This is a genomic window from Bradyrhizobium sp. HKCCYLS2038, assembly GCF_051167655.1.
Lineage (GTDB): Bacteria > Pseudomonadota > Alphaproteobacteria > Rhizobiales > Xanthobacteraceae > Bradyrhizobium.
On record NZ_JBNPTM010000001.1, the window covers coordinates 1,484,193 to 1,503,653 of the forward strand.

At 65.5% G+C, this 19,461-nt stretch carries 17 protein-coding genes; 9 read left to right on the forward strand and 8 right to left on the reverse strand.

Going from position 1 to position 19,461, the window contains the following annotated elements; genetic code table 11:
* Window positions 1-103: 103 nt before the first annotated feature.
* From ACQR1I_RS06390 to ACQR1I_RS06400, 3 genes are all read left to right on the forward strand, one after another.
* Complete coding sequence (locus ACQR1I_RS06390; RefSeq protein WP_434888711.1) at window positions 104-721, forward strand: hypothetical protein; 618 nt, start codon at window positions 104-106, stop codon at window positions 719-721.
* Between the two features lie 51 nt (window positions 722-772).
* Window positions 773-988: a hypothetical protein gene (locus ACQR1I_RS06395; protein ID WP_434867476.1), complete on the forward strand. Its 216-nt coding sequence runs from the start codon at window positions 773-775 to the stop codon at window positions 986-988.
* A gap of 154 nt (window positions 989-1,142) precedes the next feature.
* Window positions 1,143-1,553, forward strand: a complete 411-nt coding sequence (locus tag ACQR1I_RS06400) for an SRPBCC family protein (RefSeq protein WP_434867475.1) — start codon at window positions 1,143-1,145, stop codon at window positions 1,551-1,553.
* Between the two features lie 713 nt (window positions 1,554-2,266).
* Here the strand turns inward: ACQR1I_RS06400 and ACQR1I_RS06405 are convergent.
* Both ACQR1I_RS06405 and ACQR1I_RS06410 read right to left on the reverse strand, forming a co-directional pair.
* Window positions 2,267-3,616, reverse strand: a complete 1,350-nt coding sequence (locus ACQR1I_RS06405) for a malonyl-CoA decarboxylase (protein WP_434867474.1) — start codon at window positions 3,614-3,616, stop codon at window positions 2,267-2,269.
* Between the two features lie 128 nt (window positions 3,617-3,744).
* Window positions 3,745-4,551, reverse strand: coding sequence for a helix-turn-helix domain-containing protein (locus ACQR1I_RS06410; RefSeq protein ID WP_434867473.1), 807 nt, complete (start codon window positions 4,549-4,551; stop codon window positions 3,745-3,747).
* A gap of 92 nt (window positions 4,552-4,643) precedes the next feature.
* On the opposite strand from ACQR1I_RS06410, the gene ACQR1I_RS06415 reads away from it, so the two are divergent.
* Complete coding sequence (locus tag ACQR1I_RS06415; RefSeq protein ID WP_434867916.1) at window positions 4,644-5,837, forward strand: MFS transporter; 1,194 nt, start codon at window positions 4,644-4,646, stop codon at window positions 5,835-5,837.
* 118 nt (window positions 5,838-5,955) lie between these two features.
* Entirely contained in the window at window positions 5,956-6,702 is a 747-nt protein-coding gene (locus ACQR1I_RS06420) for an ABC transporter substrate-binding protein (RefSeq protein ID WP_434867915.1), read from the forward strand.
* Between the two features lies 1 nt (window position 6,703).
* Here ACQR1I_RS06420 and ACQR1I_RS06425 read toward each other — a convergent pair whose 3' ends face one another.
* Both ACQR1I_RS06425 and ACQR1I_RS06430 read right to left on the reverse strand, forming a co-directional pair.
* Window positions 6,704-9,853 carry an efflux RND transporter permease subunit gene (locus ACQR1I_RS06425; protein ID WP_434867472.1) on the reverse strand — a complete coding sequence of 1,050 codons (3,150 nt, stop codon included), beginning with the start codon at window positions 9,851-9,853 and terminating at the stop codon, window positions 6,704-6,706.
* A 9-nt stretch (window positions 9,854-9,862) separates the two neighbouring features.
* Entirely contained in the window at window positions 9,863-10,966 is a 1,104-nt protein-coding gene (locus ACQR1I_RS06430) for an efflux RND transporter periplasmic adaptor subunit (RefSeq protein WP_434867914.1), read from the reverse strand.
* 461 nt (window positions 10,967-11,427) lie between these two features.
* Between ACQR1I_RS06430 and ACQR1I_RS06435 the strand changes: the two genes are divergently transcribed.
* The 3 genes from ACQR1I_RS06435 (at window position 11,428) to ACQR1I_RS06445 (ending at window position 13,721) form a co-directional block, all read left to right on the forward strand.
* The gene (locus ACQR1I_RS06435; RefSeq protein WP_434867471.1) at window positions 11,428-12,360 is read left to right on the forward strand and encodes a hypothetical protein; all 933 of its coding nucleotides are present in this window, start codon (window positions 11,428-11,430) and stop codon (window positions 12,358-12,360) included.
* A 158-nt stretch (window positions 12,361-12,518) separates the two neighbouring features.
* A complete protein-coding gene (locus ACQR1I_RS06440; protein ID WP_434867937.1) occupies window positions 12,519-12,755 on the forward strand; it encodes a hypothetical protein in 237 nt (78 codons plus the stop codon).
* A gap of 168 nt (window positions 12,756-12,923) precedes the next feature.
* A complete protein-coding gene (locus tag ACQR1I_RS06445) occupies window positions 12,924-13,721 on the forward strand; it encodes a transporter substrate-binding domain-containing protein (protein ID WP_434867470.1) in 798 nt (265 codons plus the stop codon).
* 91 nt (window positions 13,722-13,812) lie between these two features.
* Here the strand turns inward: ACQR1I_RS06445 and ACQR1I_RS06450 are convergent, their stop codons facing one another.
* The 3 genes from ACQR1I_RS06450 to ACQR1I_RS06460 form a co-directional block, all read right to left on the reverse strand.
* Entirely contained in the window at window positions 13,813-14,607 is a 795-nt protein-coding gene (locus ACQR1I_RS06450) for a substrate-binding domain-containing protein (RefSeq protein WP_434867469.1), read from the reverse strand.
* A gap of 190 nt (window positions 14,608-14,797) precedes the next feature.
* Window positions 14,798-16,399 carry a flavin-containing monooxygenase gene (locus ACQR1I_RS06455; RefSeq protein ID WP_434867468.1) on the reverse strand — a complete coding sequence of 534 codons (1,602 nt, stop codon included), beginning with the start codon at window positions 16,397-16,399 and terminating at the stop codon, window positions 14,798-14,800.
* Window positions 16,400-16,544: 145 nt separating this feature from the next.
* The gene (locus ACQR1I_RS06460) at window positions 16,545-16,994 is read right to left on the reverse strand and encodes a cupin domain-containing protein (RefSeq protein WP_434867467.1); all 450 of its coding nucleotides are present in this window, start codon (window positions 16,992-16,994) and stop codon (window positions 16,545-16,547) included.
* Window positions 16,995-17,127: 133 nt separating this feature from the next.
* Here ACQR1I_RS06460 and ACQR1I_RS06465 point away from each other — a divergent pair, with 133 nt between their 5' ends.
* Window positions 17,128-18,189 carry an AraC family transcriptional regulator gene (locus tag ACQR1I_RS06465; RefSeq protein WP_434867466.1) on the forward strand — a complete coding sequence of 354 codons (1,062 nt, stop codon included), beginning with the start codon at window positions 17,128-17,130 and terminating at the stop codon, window positions 18,187-18,189.
* On the opposite strand, the gene ACQR1I_RS06470 is transcribed toward ACQR1I_RS06465, so the two are convergent.
* Window positions 18,179-19,399 (reverse strand): polyhydroxyalkanoate depolymerase, encoded by a 1,221-nt coding sequence (locus ACQR1I_RS06470; protein WP_434867465.1) that lies wholly within the window; start codon window positions 19,397-19,399, stop codon window positions 18,179-18,181. The genes ACQR1I_RS06465 and ACQR1I_RS06470 overlap by 11 nt on opposite strands.
* Window positions 19,400-19,461: the final 62 nt, after the last annotated feature.

The following is a 19,461-nucleotide window of genomic DNA, read 5'->3' on the forward strand; positions in this document are numbered from 1 at the left end:
GATGTCGCACGGCAAGCCTGATCCAGCGACGGTGCAAGGGCATTCATCGCTCCGTTCCGGTCGGGAGCGCCGTGCGTTGCGGTCATCGATACGGCTCCTGGCCGTGCTCACGTATCTGATGCTGGGCCTGGGCTGCCTCGTCCCGGGCGGGACCGCGGTGTCGCGTGCCGACGACCTTCAGAGCGGCCGGTTGGCGCAGGACGATAGCTATCAGGCCTATGTCGACCAGGTCGTCGCCGTCGAGACGGATCTCAGAGGACCGCTCCCTCCGGTCTTCGGCCTCATCCTGAGCGGGCCGCCAAAACCCTGGCTTGGCTTGGCGAGCTTCAAGCGGCTGCGGCAGTTCGAAGCGCAGCATCCGAATTTCGCCGTCCGCTTCATCGCCGAGCCCGATCAGTCAGCCGTCCGCCGCGCGGTCGCCATGTGGCCGAAGCTCGAACGCGGCACCGCGGACTACGTCAGCTTCCTTCAAGAGATGTTCGACCTGCGGGACCGGGACCTGATCTCCTCGGAGGATCTCGCCTGGGCATTCCGGCCATTTCCTCCGGTCGCGATCATCTGCGATCACGCGGCGCCTCGCCTGCAGTCGACGCTGCGCCGCATCCTGGCGCTCAGCGATCTCACGCCGGACTTCAGATCATATCTCGAAGATGGTCTCTCCGGAAAGTTGTCCAGGATCTGGCGGCGAGACGATCGCGGCGAATGTTCGGTCTCTCGGTGAGAACAGTGCCGGACGCGGTGTCGCTTCGGCTCGCAGCTACTCCCTGAGCAGGTGCTTCGCGAACTGGACGCCCGCCCGAACTCCCAAAACACCGCCCAGACCAACGCTGAACACCATGCCCAACAAAACGAGCATGGTCCGGCCGGTGTGGGTGTCTCGTTCCGCGAAACCGAGGGCAACGAAATCAATCGTCAGAACAGCGTAGGCGTAGCAAAGAATGGCCGCTCCGAGCGCGCCGCCCACCAGGCCTGCGACGGCAATGAATGATGCTCGTATCGCTGGTCCCAAAGACAATCCTTGCAGCGGTCCCGGAGCAGAATTTATCTCACCAATTGTCGGGGCAGGCCAGCCTGCAACGTCCTTCGAGCACACCCGCTGCACGTTTGCAGCGAGCCGTCAAATCGAGCCAGGAGCAACTTCCATGCGGATCTCCGTCGAAACCACCGTCGCAGCCCCGATCGACCAGGTCTGGCGCGCCTATACGACGCCGGCCGACATCGTGAAATGGAACGCGGCGTCCGACGACTGGCATACGACCAAGGCCACCGTCGACCTGCGGGAGGGCGGCGCGTTCTCGTCGCGGATGGAGGCCAAGGATGGCAGCTTCGGATTCGACTTCGCCGGCACCTACACCAAGATCGTCGACCACAAGCTGATCGAATATGCCTTCGGCGACCGCAAGGCTGAGGTCCATTTCGAGCCCGGCCCGAACGGCGTTGTCGTTCGCGTCGTTTTTGATGCCGAGACGACGCACTCCGTCGAGCAGCAGCAAGGCGGCTGGCAGGCGATTCTCGACAGGTTTGCGCGCCACGTGGAAGCGAAGGCGTCGTGACGGCCACGGGCAAAAGGAAGCCCAATGCGCGCCGTGAGCGGAATCCGAATCTTTCCGCTTGACATTTTCCGAAAATCAGCAATGATGCGCGCATCCTGTCCCTTTCGCAGAGGGGCGTACGCGTCGTCACGAACGTCGGGGCAGGGATGCGGTGGCTGTGAGGATGCCGGCAGACGACCGGCGTCCTTGCGGACGGAGAAGTCGTGTGGTCCTGGCCTCTCGACGCTGAGGTCAAGTCTGCGGTCGTTGCTTGACGGCACGCGCGGATGACGGGGGCAAGAACGCCGATCCCCGGGGAGAGCACGAAGGACACCGTGAAAACCATCGCGCAGGGAAGGCCGGAATGCACCGGTCGTACCTGTGGTTCCTGCCCCGTGCACTTTTCTCGCACGGGGGCCATGGGTTGCGGCCAGCACCCGGTCTTCCCTGCGCCCTCTGTTTTCATTGGAGGGACATGCATCATAGCAACTCGGGCGCAACGCGCTGCGAGGCTATTGTCGCACGTCCCGGCTGTTTGAGATGTGAAGCGGTTTTTTCCCCACCGTCGTCCCGGCGAACGCCGGGACCCATACTCCGTGTCGGTTGTGGTTTGGTGGGTCTAACGACGTGCCTGCCTCAAACCACTCCCTGTGGTTATGGATCCCGGCGTTCGCCGGGATGACACTGACTTTGTAGCGCGGGTGTTCCGCCTCATGAGCCTCGTAACGGCCCAACTACGACGACAATCTCATATCCAGCAGCCGCCGGCCTTCGCCGCGCAGCAGCTTCTTCACGGCGCTGGAGGCGACGACCTCGCCGTCATTGGCGTAGGCCTCGTGGTTCTTCTCGATGTCCTCGAGCCGGTACAGGTAGTTCACCATCACGGTCGCCGACTCGCGCTGGCCCTTCGCCGAGAGGTCGCCGAGCCAGTTGATGCGCTCGAGCCTGGCGCCGTTGCCGAGGTGGAAGCGGGCGACGGGGTCGATCAGCTTGCCCTTCGGCGTGCGCGCCTTCAGGAAGTAGTGCGCCGCGAGCGGCTCGATCACGCCGCGCAGCTCGGTGGTGATGTCGGCGTCCTCGATCCAGCGCGGCTCGTTGAGGAGCTTGAGCGTATTACGATCGTCCTCGGTCGCGTCATCGGTCGATTTCAGCCAGTTCATGAAGCCGGGCACCGGCGACAGCGTGACGAAGGTGTCGAGCTTCGGCAGCTCGCGCCGGAGCTCCTCGACCACCTGCTTGATCAGGAAGTTGCCGAACGAGATGCCGCCAAGGCCGCGCTGGGTGTTGGAGATCGAATAGAACACCGCGGTGCGGGCGCGATCGGCCGGCACCGGCGCCCGGTCGACCGCCAGCAGCGGCGCGATCGCGCCGGGGATGGTCTCGGTCAGCGCGATCTCGACGAAGATCAAGGGCGCGTCGGGCATCGCCGGATGGAAGAAGGCGTAGCAGCGCCGGTCGATCGGATCGATGCGGCGGCGCAGATCGTCCCAGTCGTGGATCTCGTGCACCGCCTCATAGCGGATGATCTGCTCCAGGATGTTCGCCGGCGTCGACCAGTCGATCTTGCGCAGCACCAGAAACCCCCTGTTGAACCACGAACTCAAGAGATGCACGACGTCGCGATCGAGCGCGGCGAGTTCCGGATTCGCCTTCAGGAGATCCAGGAGATCGGTGCGCATGGCGACCAGCTCGGGCGTGCCGCCTGGCGCGCGGTTGAGCCGGCGGATCAGCTCCTGCCGCCGCGGCTCGGAGGCGAAATGCAGCGCACTCGCGCCGTCATCGGACGGCGCCGCGCGCCACGCCTCGATCGCCTTCTCGAGCCGGGTATTGTCGGGACCGAAATCATGCACCAGCGCGGTGAAGAACGCCTTGCGTCCGTCGGCGTCGAGATCATGATAGCCGTCGAGCACGTCGCGCGCCATGGCGGTGCCCGAGGCCTCTCCGGCGCCGGACACCAGCGCCTCGCACAGCTCCACGAGGCTCTTCGCATCGTGCTTGGCGACATCGGCACCGCTACCGCGCAGCAGCGTCCGGCCGCGCTCGGAAATGGTGGTGATCAGATCGGTGAAAAAGGCATTGGCCATCTGGTGTCGGTCTATTCCCCGCGAAGCATTCGCCCGTGATGTTACATGGATTTATGGCAAAGGTGGCCACATTCAACCATAACAAAACGTCAACGGACGCCGTCGCGCAGGGCAGGCCCGCGCACGCGTCACGTGCGCGCCTGCTCGCAGAACTCGGTCGGGGTCCGGCCGGTCACCTGGCGGAACGCATGCGAGAACGCCGGCACGCTGGCGTAGCCGAGATCGGCGGCGAGCTGCTTGACCGAGAGCTGACGATCGGTTGCGAGGCGTTCGATCGCCGCGGCGATGCGGGCGCGCTGGCACCAGGCCTTGAAGCTCAGCCGCGTCTCCGCCGCGAACAGCCGCGACAAGGTGCGCGCCGAGCTGCCGACCTTGCTCGCGAGGGTCGCGAGATCCTGCTCGCTCGCCGGCGAGGCGAGAACGAGCTGGGCGGCGCGGCGGGCGCGCGCGTCCTGCGGCAGGGGAATGAAGGTCGAGGAGTCCTCGGCGCGCCGCAGTTCGTGCAGCGCCAGGCGGACCAGCAGCGCGGCGCGTTCCGCCCCGCCGGTCGGCTCGAACAGCGCCAGGATGGTCTGATGCAGCAGCGGCGACACCTGCACGACGAACTCGCGGTCGAGCCGCAGCCCGCGCATCTCGCGCGCGAGCCAGTCGAGCTCGAAATACAGCGTCCGCATCTGGCTGTCCGCCAGCATGTCGATGGCATGGCCGTGGCGCGCCGGCACCCACACCGCGCGATCCGGCGGCACCAGCCAGCGGCCGCGCGGCGTCGTCACCTGCATCGTGCCGTGCGAGGCGTAGATCAGCTGGGATTCGCGGTGCATGTGCGGCTCGAGCCGGGCGCCCTTGTGATAGGTGCGGGCGATCCGGTGGACGCCGGGCTCGGTCGTCACCCGGTCGTTGCCGAGCGGCTTCAATGGCGTGTCCACGATGGTCATTGGCGCCTTCTCGTTGGGGCGGCCCAGTATAACCGATTTATCCGGGAATCGAGGATAGGCCCATGAACAGCCCAAGCTTGAATAGACCAAGCCTGAACAGACCAAGCCGCGTGATCGGCTTCGTCAACGCGGCCCATTTCATCGACCATTACGCGATGCTGATCTTCGCCGCCGCCGTCATCATCATGGGCCCGGCGCTCGGCATGGCCTATGCGGACCTGTTGCCCTATGCGACCCCGGGCTTCATCGCCTTCGGTGCCGGCGCGCTGCTGACCGGTTGGCTCGGCGACCGCTGGAGCCGGCGGCACATGATGCTGATCTTCTATCTCGGCATCGGGCTGTCGATGATCTCGGTCGGCTTCGTGCAGACGCCGTGGCAGCTCGGCGCGGCGCTGTTCGCGATCGGCCTGTTCGCCTCGATCTATCATCCGGTGGGGACCGCGATGCTGGTGTCCTATGCCGACCGGCTCGGCCGCGATATGGGGCTGAACGGCGTGTTCGGCAATCTCGGCGTCGCCTCGTCGGCGCTGGTGACCGGCGTCGTCGGGCAATATCTCGGCTGGCGCTTCGCCTTCATCGTGCCCGGGGTGATCACGGTCGGGATCGGCATCGTGTTCGCGATGCTGGTGGCGCATGAGGACCGCCGCGGCTCGAAGCAGGCGGCGGCGCAGGCCCGCGTCGCGCGCGACCAGATGTGGCGCGTGGTGCTGGCGCTGCTGCTGGTGGTGATCGCGATCTCGACGACGTTCAACGCCATCACCGTGGCGCTGCCAAAGCTGTTCGCGGAGCGGCTCGCCGGGCTGACGCAGAGTCCGGCGCTGCTCGGCGTGATCGCCGCCGGCGTCTATGTGTTCGGTGCGATGACGCAGTACACGATCGGGCGGCTGCTGGATCGTCATACGCTCAAGGCCGTGGCGCTGCCGCTGTCGCTGGTGCTGGCGCCGCTGCTCTATCTCGCCGCCGACGCCCGCGACTGGGCGCTGATCGTGGCTTCGATCGGCATCGTGATGGGCGCGTTCGGCCAGGTGACCGTCAACGACGCGATGGTCGGCAAGTACACCGCCGAGGAGTGGCGCTCGCGCGCCTATGCGGTGCGCTATTTCGTCGGCTTCACCGCGGCGGGCGCCTCGGTCGGCCTTGTCGCCTGGCTGTATGAGCGCGGCGGCTTCGCCACCATGCTGCAGGCCTTCGCCGCGCTGGCCATGGTCGCGATCATCGCTGCGCTGATCCTGCCGCCGGAGCTTCCAGTGGCGCGGCCGGTGTTGCGGGAGGCGCCTGCTGAATGAAAGCCAAGGCGCTTGCATTGGACGGCCCGCAGGCCATGATGGCCCCCAACATCACGGGGAGGGAACGATGGGCCAGGGGCGCAGGCTGTTGGTGGCGACGCTGGCCGTCGTGGCAGGCATGATGACATCATCTCACAGCGGAGCCGCCGAGTTGAAGGACGAGATCGCACCGACCGGCAAGCTGCGTGTGGCGATCGCGATCAGCCCGGCCGGTGGCGCGTTCTGGTCGACCAAGACCGAAACCGGCTACGCCGGCGTCCCCGTCGATCTCGGCCGTGCGATGGCCGACAAGCTCGGCGTTCCCGTCGAATACGTCGTGCACCAGAACTCCGGCCAGATCACCGATGCCGCGGCTAAGGGCATCTGGGACGTGACGTTCCTGCCGAAGGATCCCGAGCGCGAGGCCAAAATGGCGTTCGGGCCAATCTACGAGGTCGCCGACGCCACCTACATCGTCAAGCCCGGCTCGTCCGTGACGAGCTTCGCGACGCTCGATCAGGCGGGCGTCAAGGTCGCCGCGGTCAACAACACCACGACGATGCGCGGCGCGATCGCGCATCTGAAGAACGCCGCAGTGACCGGCTACCAGACCTATGACGAGATCTTCGGCCTGCTGCAGCGGGGCGAGATCGACGCCTTCGCGCTGTCGCGCGACCAGCTTAACGCGATGGCCAGGAAGCTGCCGGGCACGCGGGTGCTCGACGAGACCTTCAAGAAGACGGTCACGGCCGTCGCCGTGCCGCTGGGGCACCCGCAAGCGCTGGCCTTCGTCACCAGCTTCATGACCGAGGCGGTGTCGAACGGGTTGTTGCGCAAGGCCTATGACGCCAACGGACTGAAGGAGACGCCGTTGCGAACGCAGTAGATCATTCCGCCGGCTGCGCGACGACGGCCTTCGCCTTGCGCGCAGCACGCCAGTTCTCGAACCGCTGCACCACGACGAAGAACGCCGGCACGAACAGCACGGCGAGGCAGGTCGAGGCCAGCATGCCGGAGAACACGGTGATGCCGATCGACTTGCGGGCGCTGGCGCCGGCGCCAGTCGCCAGCACCAGCGGCAGGACGCCGAGGATGAAGGCGAACGAGGTCATCAGGATCGGCCGGAACCGCGACCGCGCCGCCTCGATCGCGGACTCGATCAGCGGCTTGCCGTCGCGGCCGTGCAGCTCGAGCCCGACCTCGACGATGAGGATCGCGTTCTTCGCCGACAGCGCGATGAGGAGGATCAGCCCGATCTGCACATACAGATTGTTGTCGATCTTGAGCGCCGTGAGCACCGCCATCGGCCCCAGCAGCGACAGCGGCACCGCGAGGATGACCGAGATCGGCGCGTACCAGCTCTCATACTGGCCGGCGAGGACGAGGTAGACGAGCAGGAGAGCGAGACCGAAGGTGAGGTAGATCTGATTGGAGACGACCTTCTCCTGATACGACATCGCCGTCCACTCATAGCCCGTGCCGGGCGGCAGCGTGCGCGCGGCGATCTCCTCCATCAGCTTCAGCGACTGGCCGGAGGAGTAGCCCTGCGCCGGCAGGCCGACGATGGTGGCGGAGGGGTAGAGATTGTACAGGCTGATCAGCGATGGTCCTACCGACGGCTTGACCGTCGCGACGGTGCCGAGCGGGATCATGTCGCCGCTCTGGTTGTGCACCATCAAATTCTCGATCTGCCGCGACGTCAGCCGCGAACTCGCGTCGGCCTGGACATAGACCTGGAAGACGCGGCCGAACTTGTTGAACTGGTTGACATAGGAGGCGCCGAGGTAGGACGACAGCGCCGAGAACACCTGGTCCGTGGTGACGTGCAGGGTCTGGGTCTTGACCCGGTCGATCTCGATGTCGAACTGCGGCACCATGGCGCGGAACGGCGACTGCACGCGCTGCAACGCGCTCTGGTTCTCGGCGCTGGTGACAACCGCCGACGTCATCGCCTGCAGCTTGGCATAGTCGCTGTTGCCGTCGCGCAGCTCGACCTGCATGGCAAAGCCGGCGGCGTTGCCGATGCCCTGGATCGGCGGCGGCGGCAGCACCAGGGTGCGCGCCTCCATCACCGCCGACATCTTGTCGTTGAGGCCATAGACCAGCGAGCGCAGATCCTCGCCCTTGCCGCGAGCATCCCAGTCCTTGAGGATGATGTAGGCGACGCCGGCATTGGCGAGGCTCGCACTGTTGTCGAGCGCCGAGATGCCGGCGATGGTGATGACCTGGGCGACGCCGGGCGTGGCCTTGGCGATGGCGCCGACCTTGTCGAGCGCCTTCTGGGTGCGCTCCAGCGAGGCGCCGTCGGGCAGTTGGACGGCGGCGATCAGGTAGCCCTGGTCCTCGATCGGCAGGAAGCCGGTCGGCACGCGCGACAGGCCGTAGCCGCCGGCCGCGATCAGGATCAGCGCGACGACCACGGACGCGATGCTGTGCCTGACCAGCCCGCCGATCAGCGCGGTGTAGCGCCGCTCCAGCCGTTCATAGAGATTGTTGAACAGACGGTAGAACACGTTGCGCTGTTCCAGCGGCACCGGCGGCCGCAGCCACAGCGCGCATTGCGTGGGCTTCAAGGTGGCGGCGTTGATCGCCGAGAGCAGGGCGGTGGCCGCGATGACCAGCGCGAACTGCGCGTAGATGCGGCCCGTGAGGCCGGGCAGGAACGCGGCCGGCAGGAACACCGCAATCAGCACCAGGGTGATGCCGACGATCGGCGCGAACAGCTGGTCCATGGCGCGGATCGCGGCATCGTGGCCGTTCATGCCGCGCTCGATGTTATGCGCGGCGCCCTCGACCACCACGATCGCGTCGTCGACCACGATGCCGATCGCGAGCACGATCGCGAACAGGGTCGACAGGTTGATGGTGAAGCCGAGTGCGGCCATCGCCGCGAAGGCGCCGATGATGGTCACCGGCACCGTCGTGGTCGGCACCAGCATCGCGCGCCAGTCCTGCAGGAAGATCAGGATCACGATCAGCACCAGCACGCCGGCCTCGATCAGGGTCTTGTAGACCTCATGGATCGAGGCATTGACGAACTTCGTGGTGTCGAACGGCGTGTCGTACTGGATGCCTTGCGGAAAAGTCTTCGCCAACTGCGCCATCTTTTTCTCGACGGCCTGCTCGACCTCAAGCGCATTGGCGCCGGGCGACTGGAACACGCCGATGCCGACCGCGGGCTGGCCGTTCAGCGAGAACTGCTGACCGTAGGTCTGCGCGCCGAGCTCGACCGAGCCGACGTCGCGCACGCGCGTGACGTCGCCATTGCTGCCGGATTTGACGATGATCTCCTCGAACTGCCTGGTGTCATCGAGCCGTCCGGCGACATTGAGCGTGTACTGGAACGCCTGGCCGGCCGGCGTCGGCGGCGCGCCGATCTGGCCGGCAGCGACCTGCTGGCTCTGCTGCTGGATCGCCTGGATCACGTCTTGCGGGACCAGGTTGCGCACCTGCAGTTTGCTCGGGTCGAGCCAGATCCGCATCGAGTACTGACCGGCGCCGAACACGGTCACGTTGCCGACGCCCGGCAGCCGCGCCAGCTCATCCTTCAGATTGATCGTCGCGTAGTTGCTGAGATACAGGCTGTCATATTTGGCGTCCGGCGATGTCAGCGTTACGAACATCAGGATCGAGGTCGAGCGCTTCTGCACCGTGACGCCCTGGTTCTGCACCGCCTGCGGCAGCTGCGCCAGCGCGCTGGAGACCCGGTTCTGCACCAGGACCTGTGCGAAGTTCAGGTCGGTGCCGATCTTGAACGTGACGGTCAACGAATAGCTGCCATCGGCGCCGCTGTAGGACTGCATGTACAGCATGCCTTCGACGCCATTGACCTGCTGCTCGATCGGCAGCGCCACGGTGTCGGTTACTGTCTTGGCGCTGGCGCCGGGGTAGCGCGTCGTCACCTGGACGGTCGGCGGCACCACGTCGGGATATTGCGCGATGGCGAGATTGACCAGCGCGACGGCGCCGATCAGCATCATCAGGATGGCGATGACGTTGGAGAGGACCGGGCGCTCGATGAAGAATTTGGAGATCACGGTCGGCCCTCACTTGTTCGCCGACGCCGGGGGCTCGACCGGCTTGAGTTGCGGATCGACCTTCTGACCTGGAATGGCGCGCAGCAGGCCAGCGACGACCACGCGGTCGTCGGCCTTCAGGCCGCTGTCGATCACGCGCAGGCCGCCGTCGAGCGGTCCGACCTTGACCTTGCGCTGCTCGACGACATTGTCGCCGTTGGCGACGAGCACGTAGCGGCCGCTCTGGTCGCTGCCGAGCGCGGTGTCGGGCACCAGCAGGGCGTCCGTCGTCCGGTCGACGGGAATCCGGATGCGCACGAAATAGCCGGGCAACAGCACGTGATCAGGGTTGGGCACGAGACCACGGACGGCGAGCGTGCCGGTCGAGGCGTTGACTGTCGGTGCGGCATAGTCGAGCTTGCCCTGATGCGGATAGCCGTTCTCGGTCTGCAGGCCGAGCTCGATCGGAAACTGCTTGAGGTCGGATGAGGTCATGCCGCGGCGCCGCGCCTCGGCGCGGATGCGCAGCACGTCCTGCTCGTTGACGGTGAAGTTCACATAGACCGGATCGAGCGCCACGATGGTCGCAAGCTGGGTCGGCGACGCGACGCCGACGAGTTCGCCGACCGAGACCTGGTGCGCGCTGACGACGCCACCAAACGGCGCCGTCACTTTGGTGTAGCCGTAATTGACCTTGGCGATCTTGGTGTTGACCTGCGCCTGCTGCAGATTGGCCTGGGCGTTGTCGCGCGCCGACGTCGAATTGTCGAGCGCCACCTGCGAAGCGGCTTGGCGCGCGACGAGGTCGGTCTGCCGCTTGTAGTCGGCCTCGGCCTGCTTGTACGAGGCCTGTGCGCCGGCCTCGGCCGCCTGTGCCTGGTCGAGCTTGAGCTTGTAGGTCTCCGGCTCGATCGTGAACAGGGTTGTGCCTTCCTTGACCGTGTCGCCATCCTTGTAGTCGATCGACTGCAGGAAGCCTTGCACGCGCGCGACGAGGTCGACATTCTTGACCGGCGCGGTATTGCCGGTCGCCTCCAGATATCGCGTCACCGCGCGCTGCACCGGCTGCGCCACTTCGACCTTCGGTGGTGGCGGCGGCTGATAGCTGTTCTGCTCGCAGGCCGCGAGCCCCATCGCCAGTCCGATGAGCACCGCTGCGCGGCCGGCTCGAAACGCGCCCGTTCCGCAGGGCTTCGGCAAGTCGGGTTGTGAAACATGATGCGATGGTGAGCAGGTTGGCGCCATTCCGCTTTCCCTATGCAAATGACCGTCGAGGCAATGTCGGCGTCGAACAACAAACAACAATGTTGGTCGTCTCAATATCAACAATCGTTCAGCGGCGGAACAGGCATGTGCGGACGCAGCGCGGAAGAAATCTGCGCGGCCTTCAGATCCACCCAAATTTTCCCAGTTGCCAAACGCCGGTCGGCGGCGCAGCTTCGTTGGCACATTGCGATCAGGTGTCCCCGGGCGACGATACGTCGGACGGTGGCGCCTGATTTGCGCGGACTGATACTGGCAAGACGTAATATGTCGTCGTGCGCAGCCCGCGTTGGCGACGATGATTGAAGCACAACAGCATTGAGGATCGACCGATGATCAATCACTCCAGATGGATGCTTGCGCTCGGCATGGCCGTCGTAACCGGCTTCGTTGCAACGCACGCGCTGGCGCAGACGGATGCGCAGCGTAACGCGATCAAGTCAGCGTGCCGGTCGGACTATATGTCGAAATGCTCCAGCGTGCCGCCCGGCGGCGCGGCGGCTTTCCAGTGTCTCCAGAAGAACATGGCCGGCCTGTCGTCGTCCTGTCAGACCGCAGTGAAGGCGCTAGAACCTGTCGCGGAGCCGAAGCCCGCTGCGGAGGCCAAGCCGGCTGCCCCGCCGCCGGCTGCAGCCAAGCCGCCTGTTGCAGCCGAGGTACCCAGGACCGCCGATGCGCCCAAAGCGGCCGTCGAAACACCGAAAGCTGCGGCGCAGCCGGTTGCGCCAGCGGCGCCGGTCCAGGCCTCGACCACGCCCGAGCCCGCCAAGCCGCCCGCATCGGCGGCAGCCGCTGCGCCGGCCGCCAAACCCAGCGACGCGCAGGTCGCGGCGATCCGCGGTGCCTGCAGCGGCGACTACCGCAAGGTCTGCAGCAGTGTGCCGCCCGGTGGGGCGGCTGCCCTGCAGTGCCTCGAGCAGAACAAGGCGAAGGTGTCCGCCACCTGCGCCAAGGCGATCGCGTCAGCGAGCGGGGCCGGCGGGTCGACCGCCGCCGCATCGACCTCAGCCGTCGCCGCCGCACCAGCGACATCGCCGGCGGCCGCACCAGCGGCGGCGCCTGCGGCTCCGGCCATGGTGCTGCGGCCACTGCGGCCCCTCGAGGAACTGCGCATCGTCAGGGCCGCGTGCGGCGCCGACGCCCGCGCGTTTTGCAGCGGCATCGAGCCTGGCGGCGGCCGCGTCGCGCAATGCCTCGCGGCCAATGCGGGATCGCTCTCGCCAGCATGCAACGGCATGCTCGCTCAGTTCGCAGCAAATCGGTAACCAGCTGTGTTGGCGGCACGGCTCACATCGGCGCTCACGGCAGAGTGCATTCGTTCGATCCACCCAAATTGTCACAGTTGCCAAGCCGAGGCCGCGTCTGCACAGTTCAGACAGGGTGGATAATTTACTAATCACATGATGATCATCAGGAGTTCGACATGCGCATTTTCTCACGCATCATTCTTTCGACCTTGTGCGGACTTTTTCTCCTCGCGTTGATGCCGTTTGTCTCGATGTCCGATGCGAACGCCGTCGTCTGTGCGCGCGGCGTGGTGCGGGCGGGCTGTGCCGGCGCGGCCGGAGCGGTCGTCGTCCGTAGACCCCCCGTGGCCGCTGCAACGGCGGCCTGCCGGACCGTGCTTGTCAACGGCGTGTGGGTTCGCCGCTGCGTTTAAGGCGCGTTTAATCAGTTTTCGCTATGGGCTAATTTGAAATGACAATTGCGGCGCGTAAGTTTTACGCGTCGCAAGTTCCGCTTTGCGCAAAGAAAGTAAGCTGTATTTAACGGTGCTCCCGGCAAGGTGCGACGCGGTTTCATCTTTGCAATTCTATGGGAGAGGGCCATGTTGAAGTGGCACTGGCTGCGCAACGCAGCGCTCGTCGCTGCGGTATTTGCGTTGTTCAGCAACGCCGCTGATGCGGCTGGCTTGAAGGAGGAGATTGCTCCGACCGGCAAGCTCAGGGTCGCGCTCGCGGTGGGACCGGCCGGCGGCGCGTTCTGGTGCGTGAAGTCCGACAGCGGCTACGCCGGCGTTCCGGTCGAGCTCGGAAAGGCGATGGCGGCGCAGGTCGGCGTGCCCGTCGAGTTCGTCGAGCATCCGAATTCCAACGCCATCACGGACGAGGCCGGCAAGGGGACCTGGGACGTGGCGTTCATGCCGAAGGACGCCGAGCGCGAGACCAAGGTCTCGTTTGGCCCGGTCTATGATTCGGTCGAGACCACGTTCATCATCCGTGCCGGCCTCGATATTCCGAACATCGCCGCGCTGGATGCCGCCGGTCATGAAATCGCGGCGATCAACGATACGACGGTTCTGCGTGGGGCGAAGGCCTTTCTGAAGAAGGCGACTGTCACCGGCTTCAAGTCCTACGAGGAGGTCTATGCACTGCTGAGCGCGGGCGAGATCGATGCGCTGGCGTTGGCGCGGGATCAGCTGACGCTCATCGCCAAGCAGGTTCCCGGCACAAAGGTGTTGAGCGAGACCTTCAAGAAAACGGACACGGCTGTTGCGGTGCCGCAGAAGCGACCGCAGTCGCTCGCCTTCGTGACCAAGTTCATGACCGAAGCCAAGACGAACGGGACGCTGAAGAAGGCCTACGGTGCCAACAATCTCAGCGAGTCGACCCTGCTCACGCAGTGAGCGCGTCTGCGGCCTTCCTGTGTGATGCAACTGCTGGAACTCTCCCCGCGCTGGGCGCGAGGGAGAGTTTTTAGTTCCAGAACTTGATAGATCAGTTCGGAGATCTCCGGACGATCGGATCGAGTCCGCTCTCCGTGATCGTCTTGCGCGCATCCGGTGATCCCAGGAAGTGGATCAGCGCCTTGCCGGCCTCAGGCTCCTTCGAGGCGGTCGCGATGCCCGCCGAAAACACCGTGATCTTCTGCAGCCCGGCGGGCAACGGGCCGACGATGTCGATGCCCTTCACCGGCTTCAGCTCGCTGATCTGCTGGAAGCCGATTTCGGCCTCGCCCTGAGCGACGATTTCGCCGACCGGAGTCGCCGGAATCATCCGCGCCTTGCCCTTCATCTCGTCCTTGATGCCGAGCTTGTCGAACATCTCGGTCGAGACGTAGACGCCGCTGGCGCTGTCCGAATAGGCGATGGTCTTAGCGGCGATGAGCATGCGCTTTACGGCGTCCGCGCTCGAAATGTCGGGATGCGGCGTCCCGGTCTTCACGGCGACGCCGATCGGCGAGTTGGCGAGCTCGACGAGGCTGTCGGGCATCACCTTGCCCTTGGTGGCGAGATCGCTGAGCGCGTAGCCGACCATGATCAGGACATCGGCAGGCTCACCGCGATCGAGGCGAACGGGAATCGCATTCGCCGTCGTTCCCATCGACGGACCATAGGCGATCGTGACCTTGTGTCCGGAGCGCCGCTCGAACTCCGGCACCAGGGATTTGAACGCCGCGGTCATCCCGCCGGAGATCATGACGTGAATATCCGCGGCCTGCGCAGCGCTGGTTAGCAGGAGGGCGGCCGAGATCGCGAGAGCGATGGTGCGGCGATGGATCGAGAAGGTCATGGCTGGCTCCGAAGACGGACGGCTGGAGGCCGAGGGACGCCCTGCATAGCCCGGCCGGGGTGGCAAGGCCAGCGGCCGGGACATCCGGCACGGCCTTGCGGAGCCGTGATGCGAACTCCGCGTCCAATCTGGCCCGGTCTGCGGCGCCGCGATGTCTGCAGTGCGGCGCAACAGATCGGCGTTCCCGCGCTCAGCCGGCCTGGTACGCTGGTGCGGACGCAAGGAAGCCGCCATACGCGTCCGCGTCGGGCGGCGTGAACATCTCGGCCAACGGGTTGCGCCGCCGCCGCGTCGCGCCGATGTCGGCCAGCAGCTCGTCGAAATGTTTGAAATGGTAGGGTGCGACGCACAGTCCGCCATACACGCCGGCCGCGGGGCGCTCCACCCGCTTGAAGTGCAGCATCATCTCGATGTTGTCGCGCATCTCGCGCTCCGTCGGCTGGTGCGCCAGCTGCTTGTCGGCATAGCGCACCAGCCAGTGGGCAGCCATGTCGGCGCAGAGCACCGTGCAGAAGCTGGAGTTGAAGCCGACGAAGCCCATGTCGGGCAGGTCGGGATTGGCGATCAGACGGTAGAGGCGATACTGGCCGTCGGGGTCGACGAGCTTGGCGCGGTCGGCGTCGGACAGAAAGGGGACGCTGAGCTTGTAGCCGATCGCGAGCACCGCGACGTCGGCGGCAATCCGTTCGCCATTGCTGGCGACGATCGTGTTCGGCTCGTAGTGATCGAAGGTGCCGAGCACGGCCTTGATGCGGCCGTCGGCCACCATGGGAAAGAAGTCCGGCGTGGCGATCGGCACCGAGCAGTTCACGCCATCCTCGATCCTGATCTTCGGCACCATCTTGCATTTGGCCAGCTTGAGCTGGGCCTTGAGCAGGCTTTCGAGGCCGCGCCAATTGGCCCAGACCAGCGGCTTGGCCAGTGCGTGAGCGAGGCGCGACATCGGGCCGATGCCCCAGCTCGCAAACATCTGCTCCTGGGCGCGGATGTAGAGGATCCGCTTGAAGTTGATCAGGCCGCCGATGAAATAGGGAATGCGCCACACCGGCTCGCGGAACACGATCGTGACCGAGCGCGCCCCGGACCTGACGGCGTTGACGGCGATGTCGGTCGCCGATTTCGAGCCGCCGAGCACGACGACGTTGCGGCCCTTCGCAAGCGTTGCGTCGTTGTATTTCGACGAGTGCAGGATGTGGCCGCCCGCGGCCTTGAACTGATCCTCGCCGGGAAGCGACAGCGTCTGCGGCTCGTTGAACTGGCCGGTACAGACCGCCACGAAATCGAAATCCTCGCGGCTGGTACGATCCTTCGTCCTGAGATCCAGCGTCCAGCCCGGTTTGCCGTCCGCGCGTCGCTGCATCGACAGAACATCGGTGTTCAGCCGCATCAAGCGGGTCAGATCGTGTGACTTCGCGTAGTCGGCGAGGTAGGCGTAGACCTGCGGACCCTTGGGCCATTCCGGATAGCTGTCCGGCATTGCCTTGTCGGCGTAGCGATAGAGCTCCTTCGGACTCTGCGTCTGCACGTCGGGATAGGATCGCGCCGGCTCCCAGACGCCGCCGAGATCGGCGCTGCGCTCGACGATGGTGACGTTGTGGCCGCGGGCGGCAAAGGCCTTGGCTGTGGCAAGGCCGGAGACGCCGGCTCCGATCACGCAGACGTTCTTGCGGTTGATCATGGGACCTCCTGATGTCGCGAGCGCAGCCGCATGCCGGCAGCGTTCGCCTGCCGCGCGAGACCGGCCCTTGGAAAGGGTGATGATGACGAAGGTCGCCCGGCGCGACCGAAGCATGCGACGCCAAGGCCCGCCTGCATGAAGGAGGGCCGCCGTCGCACGCGAGAGCGACAGGTAGCGACAGACGCACTGCTCCTATGCCCGGCGCGATCAGGCGCCGGTGCTCGCAGCAGGCCGCGTCGCTGCGGCCATGAGTTGATGATTAGTCGTTGGCCTCGGGCGGCAGGAAATTGACCTCATGCTCGGCCGAGATCCGCACGACCTCGGCCGGGTCGGCGAGATTGTCCAGCATCTTGAACAGCGCCTCCAGCTTCTGCATCGGCGACACCCAGAACAGCGCGCGGGCCGGCTTGTCGGACTTGTTGAAGTAGCCGTGCGGAATGCCGCGCGGCATGCGGACGAGATCGCCGGCATGCGCCTTGACCCAGACGCCGTCGAGCTTGAGATCGAGCACGCCTTCCTGGACCAGGATGAATTCATCCTGCGTGGGATGGACGTGAACCGGGACGAACTGTCCTGGCTCGCTGTTGGTCTCGAACGCAAAGGTGGAGTCGGTGACCGCTTTGGGGAAGTACAGCTGGCCCAGGATGTTCCAGGTCGTGCCGGCGTAGCCGGTGCCGGCGCGCGTAATGCCCTTTTCGAGTGTGATCATGACGTGTCTCCCTTCCTGCACACGCATGAAGGATCGAGCCAACGCGTCGCGGTGTCTATCCAGAAAACGAATCTCTCGACGCCACTTGCTAATTATTATAGGTTTCAAATGAATTCGACGGGCGATGTAGATCATGACTGCAAGTGCAGCCTGGGATCGCAGTGCGACACCGACCGCAAAGCCGCGGCTATCAGCCTATCGTCGTGTTGCAACGCACGATGTCGATGAGGCGGCTGAACAAATAGGCCGCATCTTCTGTCCGCACGGGCTGCAGCCGAAGGCAGAGACTGCGCGCGATTTCCTCGCTCTGCATAATTGCGCGGCATTCGATGGCTTCTCAATCAGCTATGTCGCCTATGGCGGCGTGGTCACGATCGATCCCGGCTGCCTGGATCGCTTCTTCCTGGTCCAGCTTCCTTTCTCGGGGGCAGCATCCATCCGCGCCGCTGCGCGCGAGGTTGCAACCGGGCCGGATGACGCGGCCTCGTTGCTGTCGCCGACCTTGCCGACGCGCATGGTCTGGGACAATTGCGCCCAGCTGATCCTGCTGCTCGACCGCCGGCTGGTCGAGCAGCGCGCCGCCGCGCTGTCCGGACGGACGGTGCAGCCGGTCGAATTCGACCCTGCGATCGCGCTGTCGGCCGGTCATGGCTTGCGCCTCAGCGCCCACATGCTCGAGCTCGCCGATCTGGCTGAACGCTTGTCCGAACGCCCGTGCGGTGAGCGCCATCTGCCTGCGGTGATGGCGGCGAATTGGCGGGAGACGCTATTGGACATTCTGTTGCAGCAGCCGGGCAGCGGGCTGTCGGAGGCGATCAGGCTGCATTCCGGCCGGGCCGACACGCTGCCGGGAGCCGTGCGAAGGGCCCGTGATCTGCTCGATTCCCACGCGGCCGAGCCGCTCGATCTCGCCGAGCTTGCGGCCGCCGCCGGCGTCGGGATCAGGGCGCTGCAGGGCGGCTTCCGCCGTCATTTCGGCATGTCGATTTCCGACATGCTGCTCGACATCCGGCTGGCGCGGCTCAACGCGCAGCTGATGACCGCAGCGCCCGACGCCCGGATCATCGACATCGCCTTCGAGCTCGGCTTTTCACACCTCGGGCGCATGGCGGGCGCCTATCGCGACAAGTTCGGAGAGACGCCCTCGGCGACGCTGCAGCGTGTGCAGCGCAGCCGGAGTGGCCTCACGAATTGACGTGCACGAAATCGCGCAGCAGCGGGTAGATCTCGTTATTCCACTTCCTGCCGCTGAACACGCCGTAATGGCCGACGCCGGCCTGCATGTGATGGACGCGGCGATAGGCGCGCACATTGGTGCAGATGTCCTGCGCTGACAGCGTCTGGCCGATCGAGCAGATGTCGTCGCGCTCGCCTTCGACCGTCATCAGGCCGATGCGCCGGACGGCCTTCGGATCGACAGGACGGCCGCGATGCATCAGTCGGCCCTGCGGCAGCAGATGCTCCTGGAAGACGTCGCGCACCGTTTCGATGTAGAACTCCGCCGGCAGATCCATCACGGCGAAATATTCGTCGTAGAACGTCTTGATCGTCTCGGCCTTGTCGACCTCGCCCTTGGCGAGGTGGTTGGCGAGGTCCATGTGCTGCTTGAGGTGCCGCTCGAGGTTCATCGACACGAAGGCGGTGAGCTGGACGAAGCCCGGATAGACCTTTCGGAAGGCGCCACGGCACTGCAAGGGGACGTAGTGGATCAGATTGTTCTCGAACCAGTCGATCGGCTTGCTCTTGGCGAACTCGTTGACCTTGGTCGGCTGAATCCGGGTGTCGATCGGCCCGGCCATCAAGGTGAGCGTCGCCGGGCGTGACGGGTGGTTGGCCTCGCACATCACCGCCGTCGCGGCGAGCGCCGACACCGAGGGCTGGCAGATCGCGACCATGTGCGGGCGCGGCCCGAGCTGGCCGAGGAAGCTGATGAGATGATCGGTGTAATCCTCCAGCCCGAAGCGGCCGTGACCCGGCGGAATGTCGCGCGGATTGTGCCAATCGGTGATGTAGACGTCGTGATCCTGCAGCAGCGTCTGCACCGTGCCGCGCAGCAGCGTCGCGAAATGGCCGGACATCGGCGCCACCAGCAGCACCTTGGGCTGATCCGGCGCGCCGTCCTTCTTGAAATGCAGCAGCGAGCCGAACGGGGTCTTGAACGTCACCTCCTCGGTGACACCAAGCTCGCGATTGCCCACCATGACGCTGTCGATGCCGTAGGCGGGGCGGGCGTAGGTCAAGGCCGAGCGGGAGACCAGCTCGAAAGCGGCTGACAGCCGGCGCATGGCGCGGCTCGAGAGCCCTGAAGGGATCAGGTTGAGGTAGCGCATGGCCGCCGCGGCGCCCTGGCGCCATGGCTCGGTCAGGTCCATGTGGTTCTGGTAGGCTTGGTACAGCAGCGCCATCGGTCCTGTCCGTTATTCCACTTCGGGATATGCAATATCGGAGCCACAGCCGCGGAGTCTTG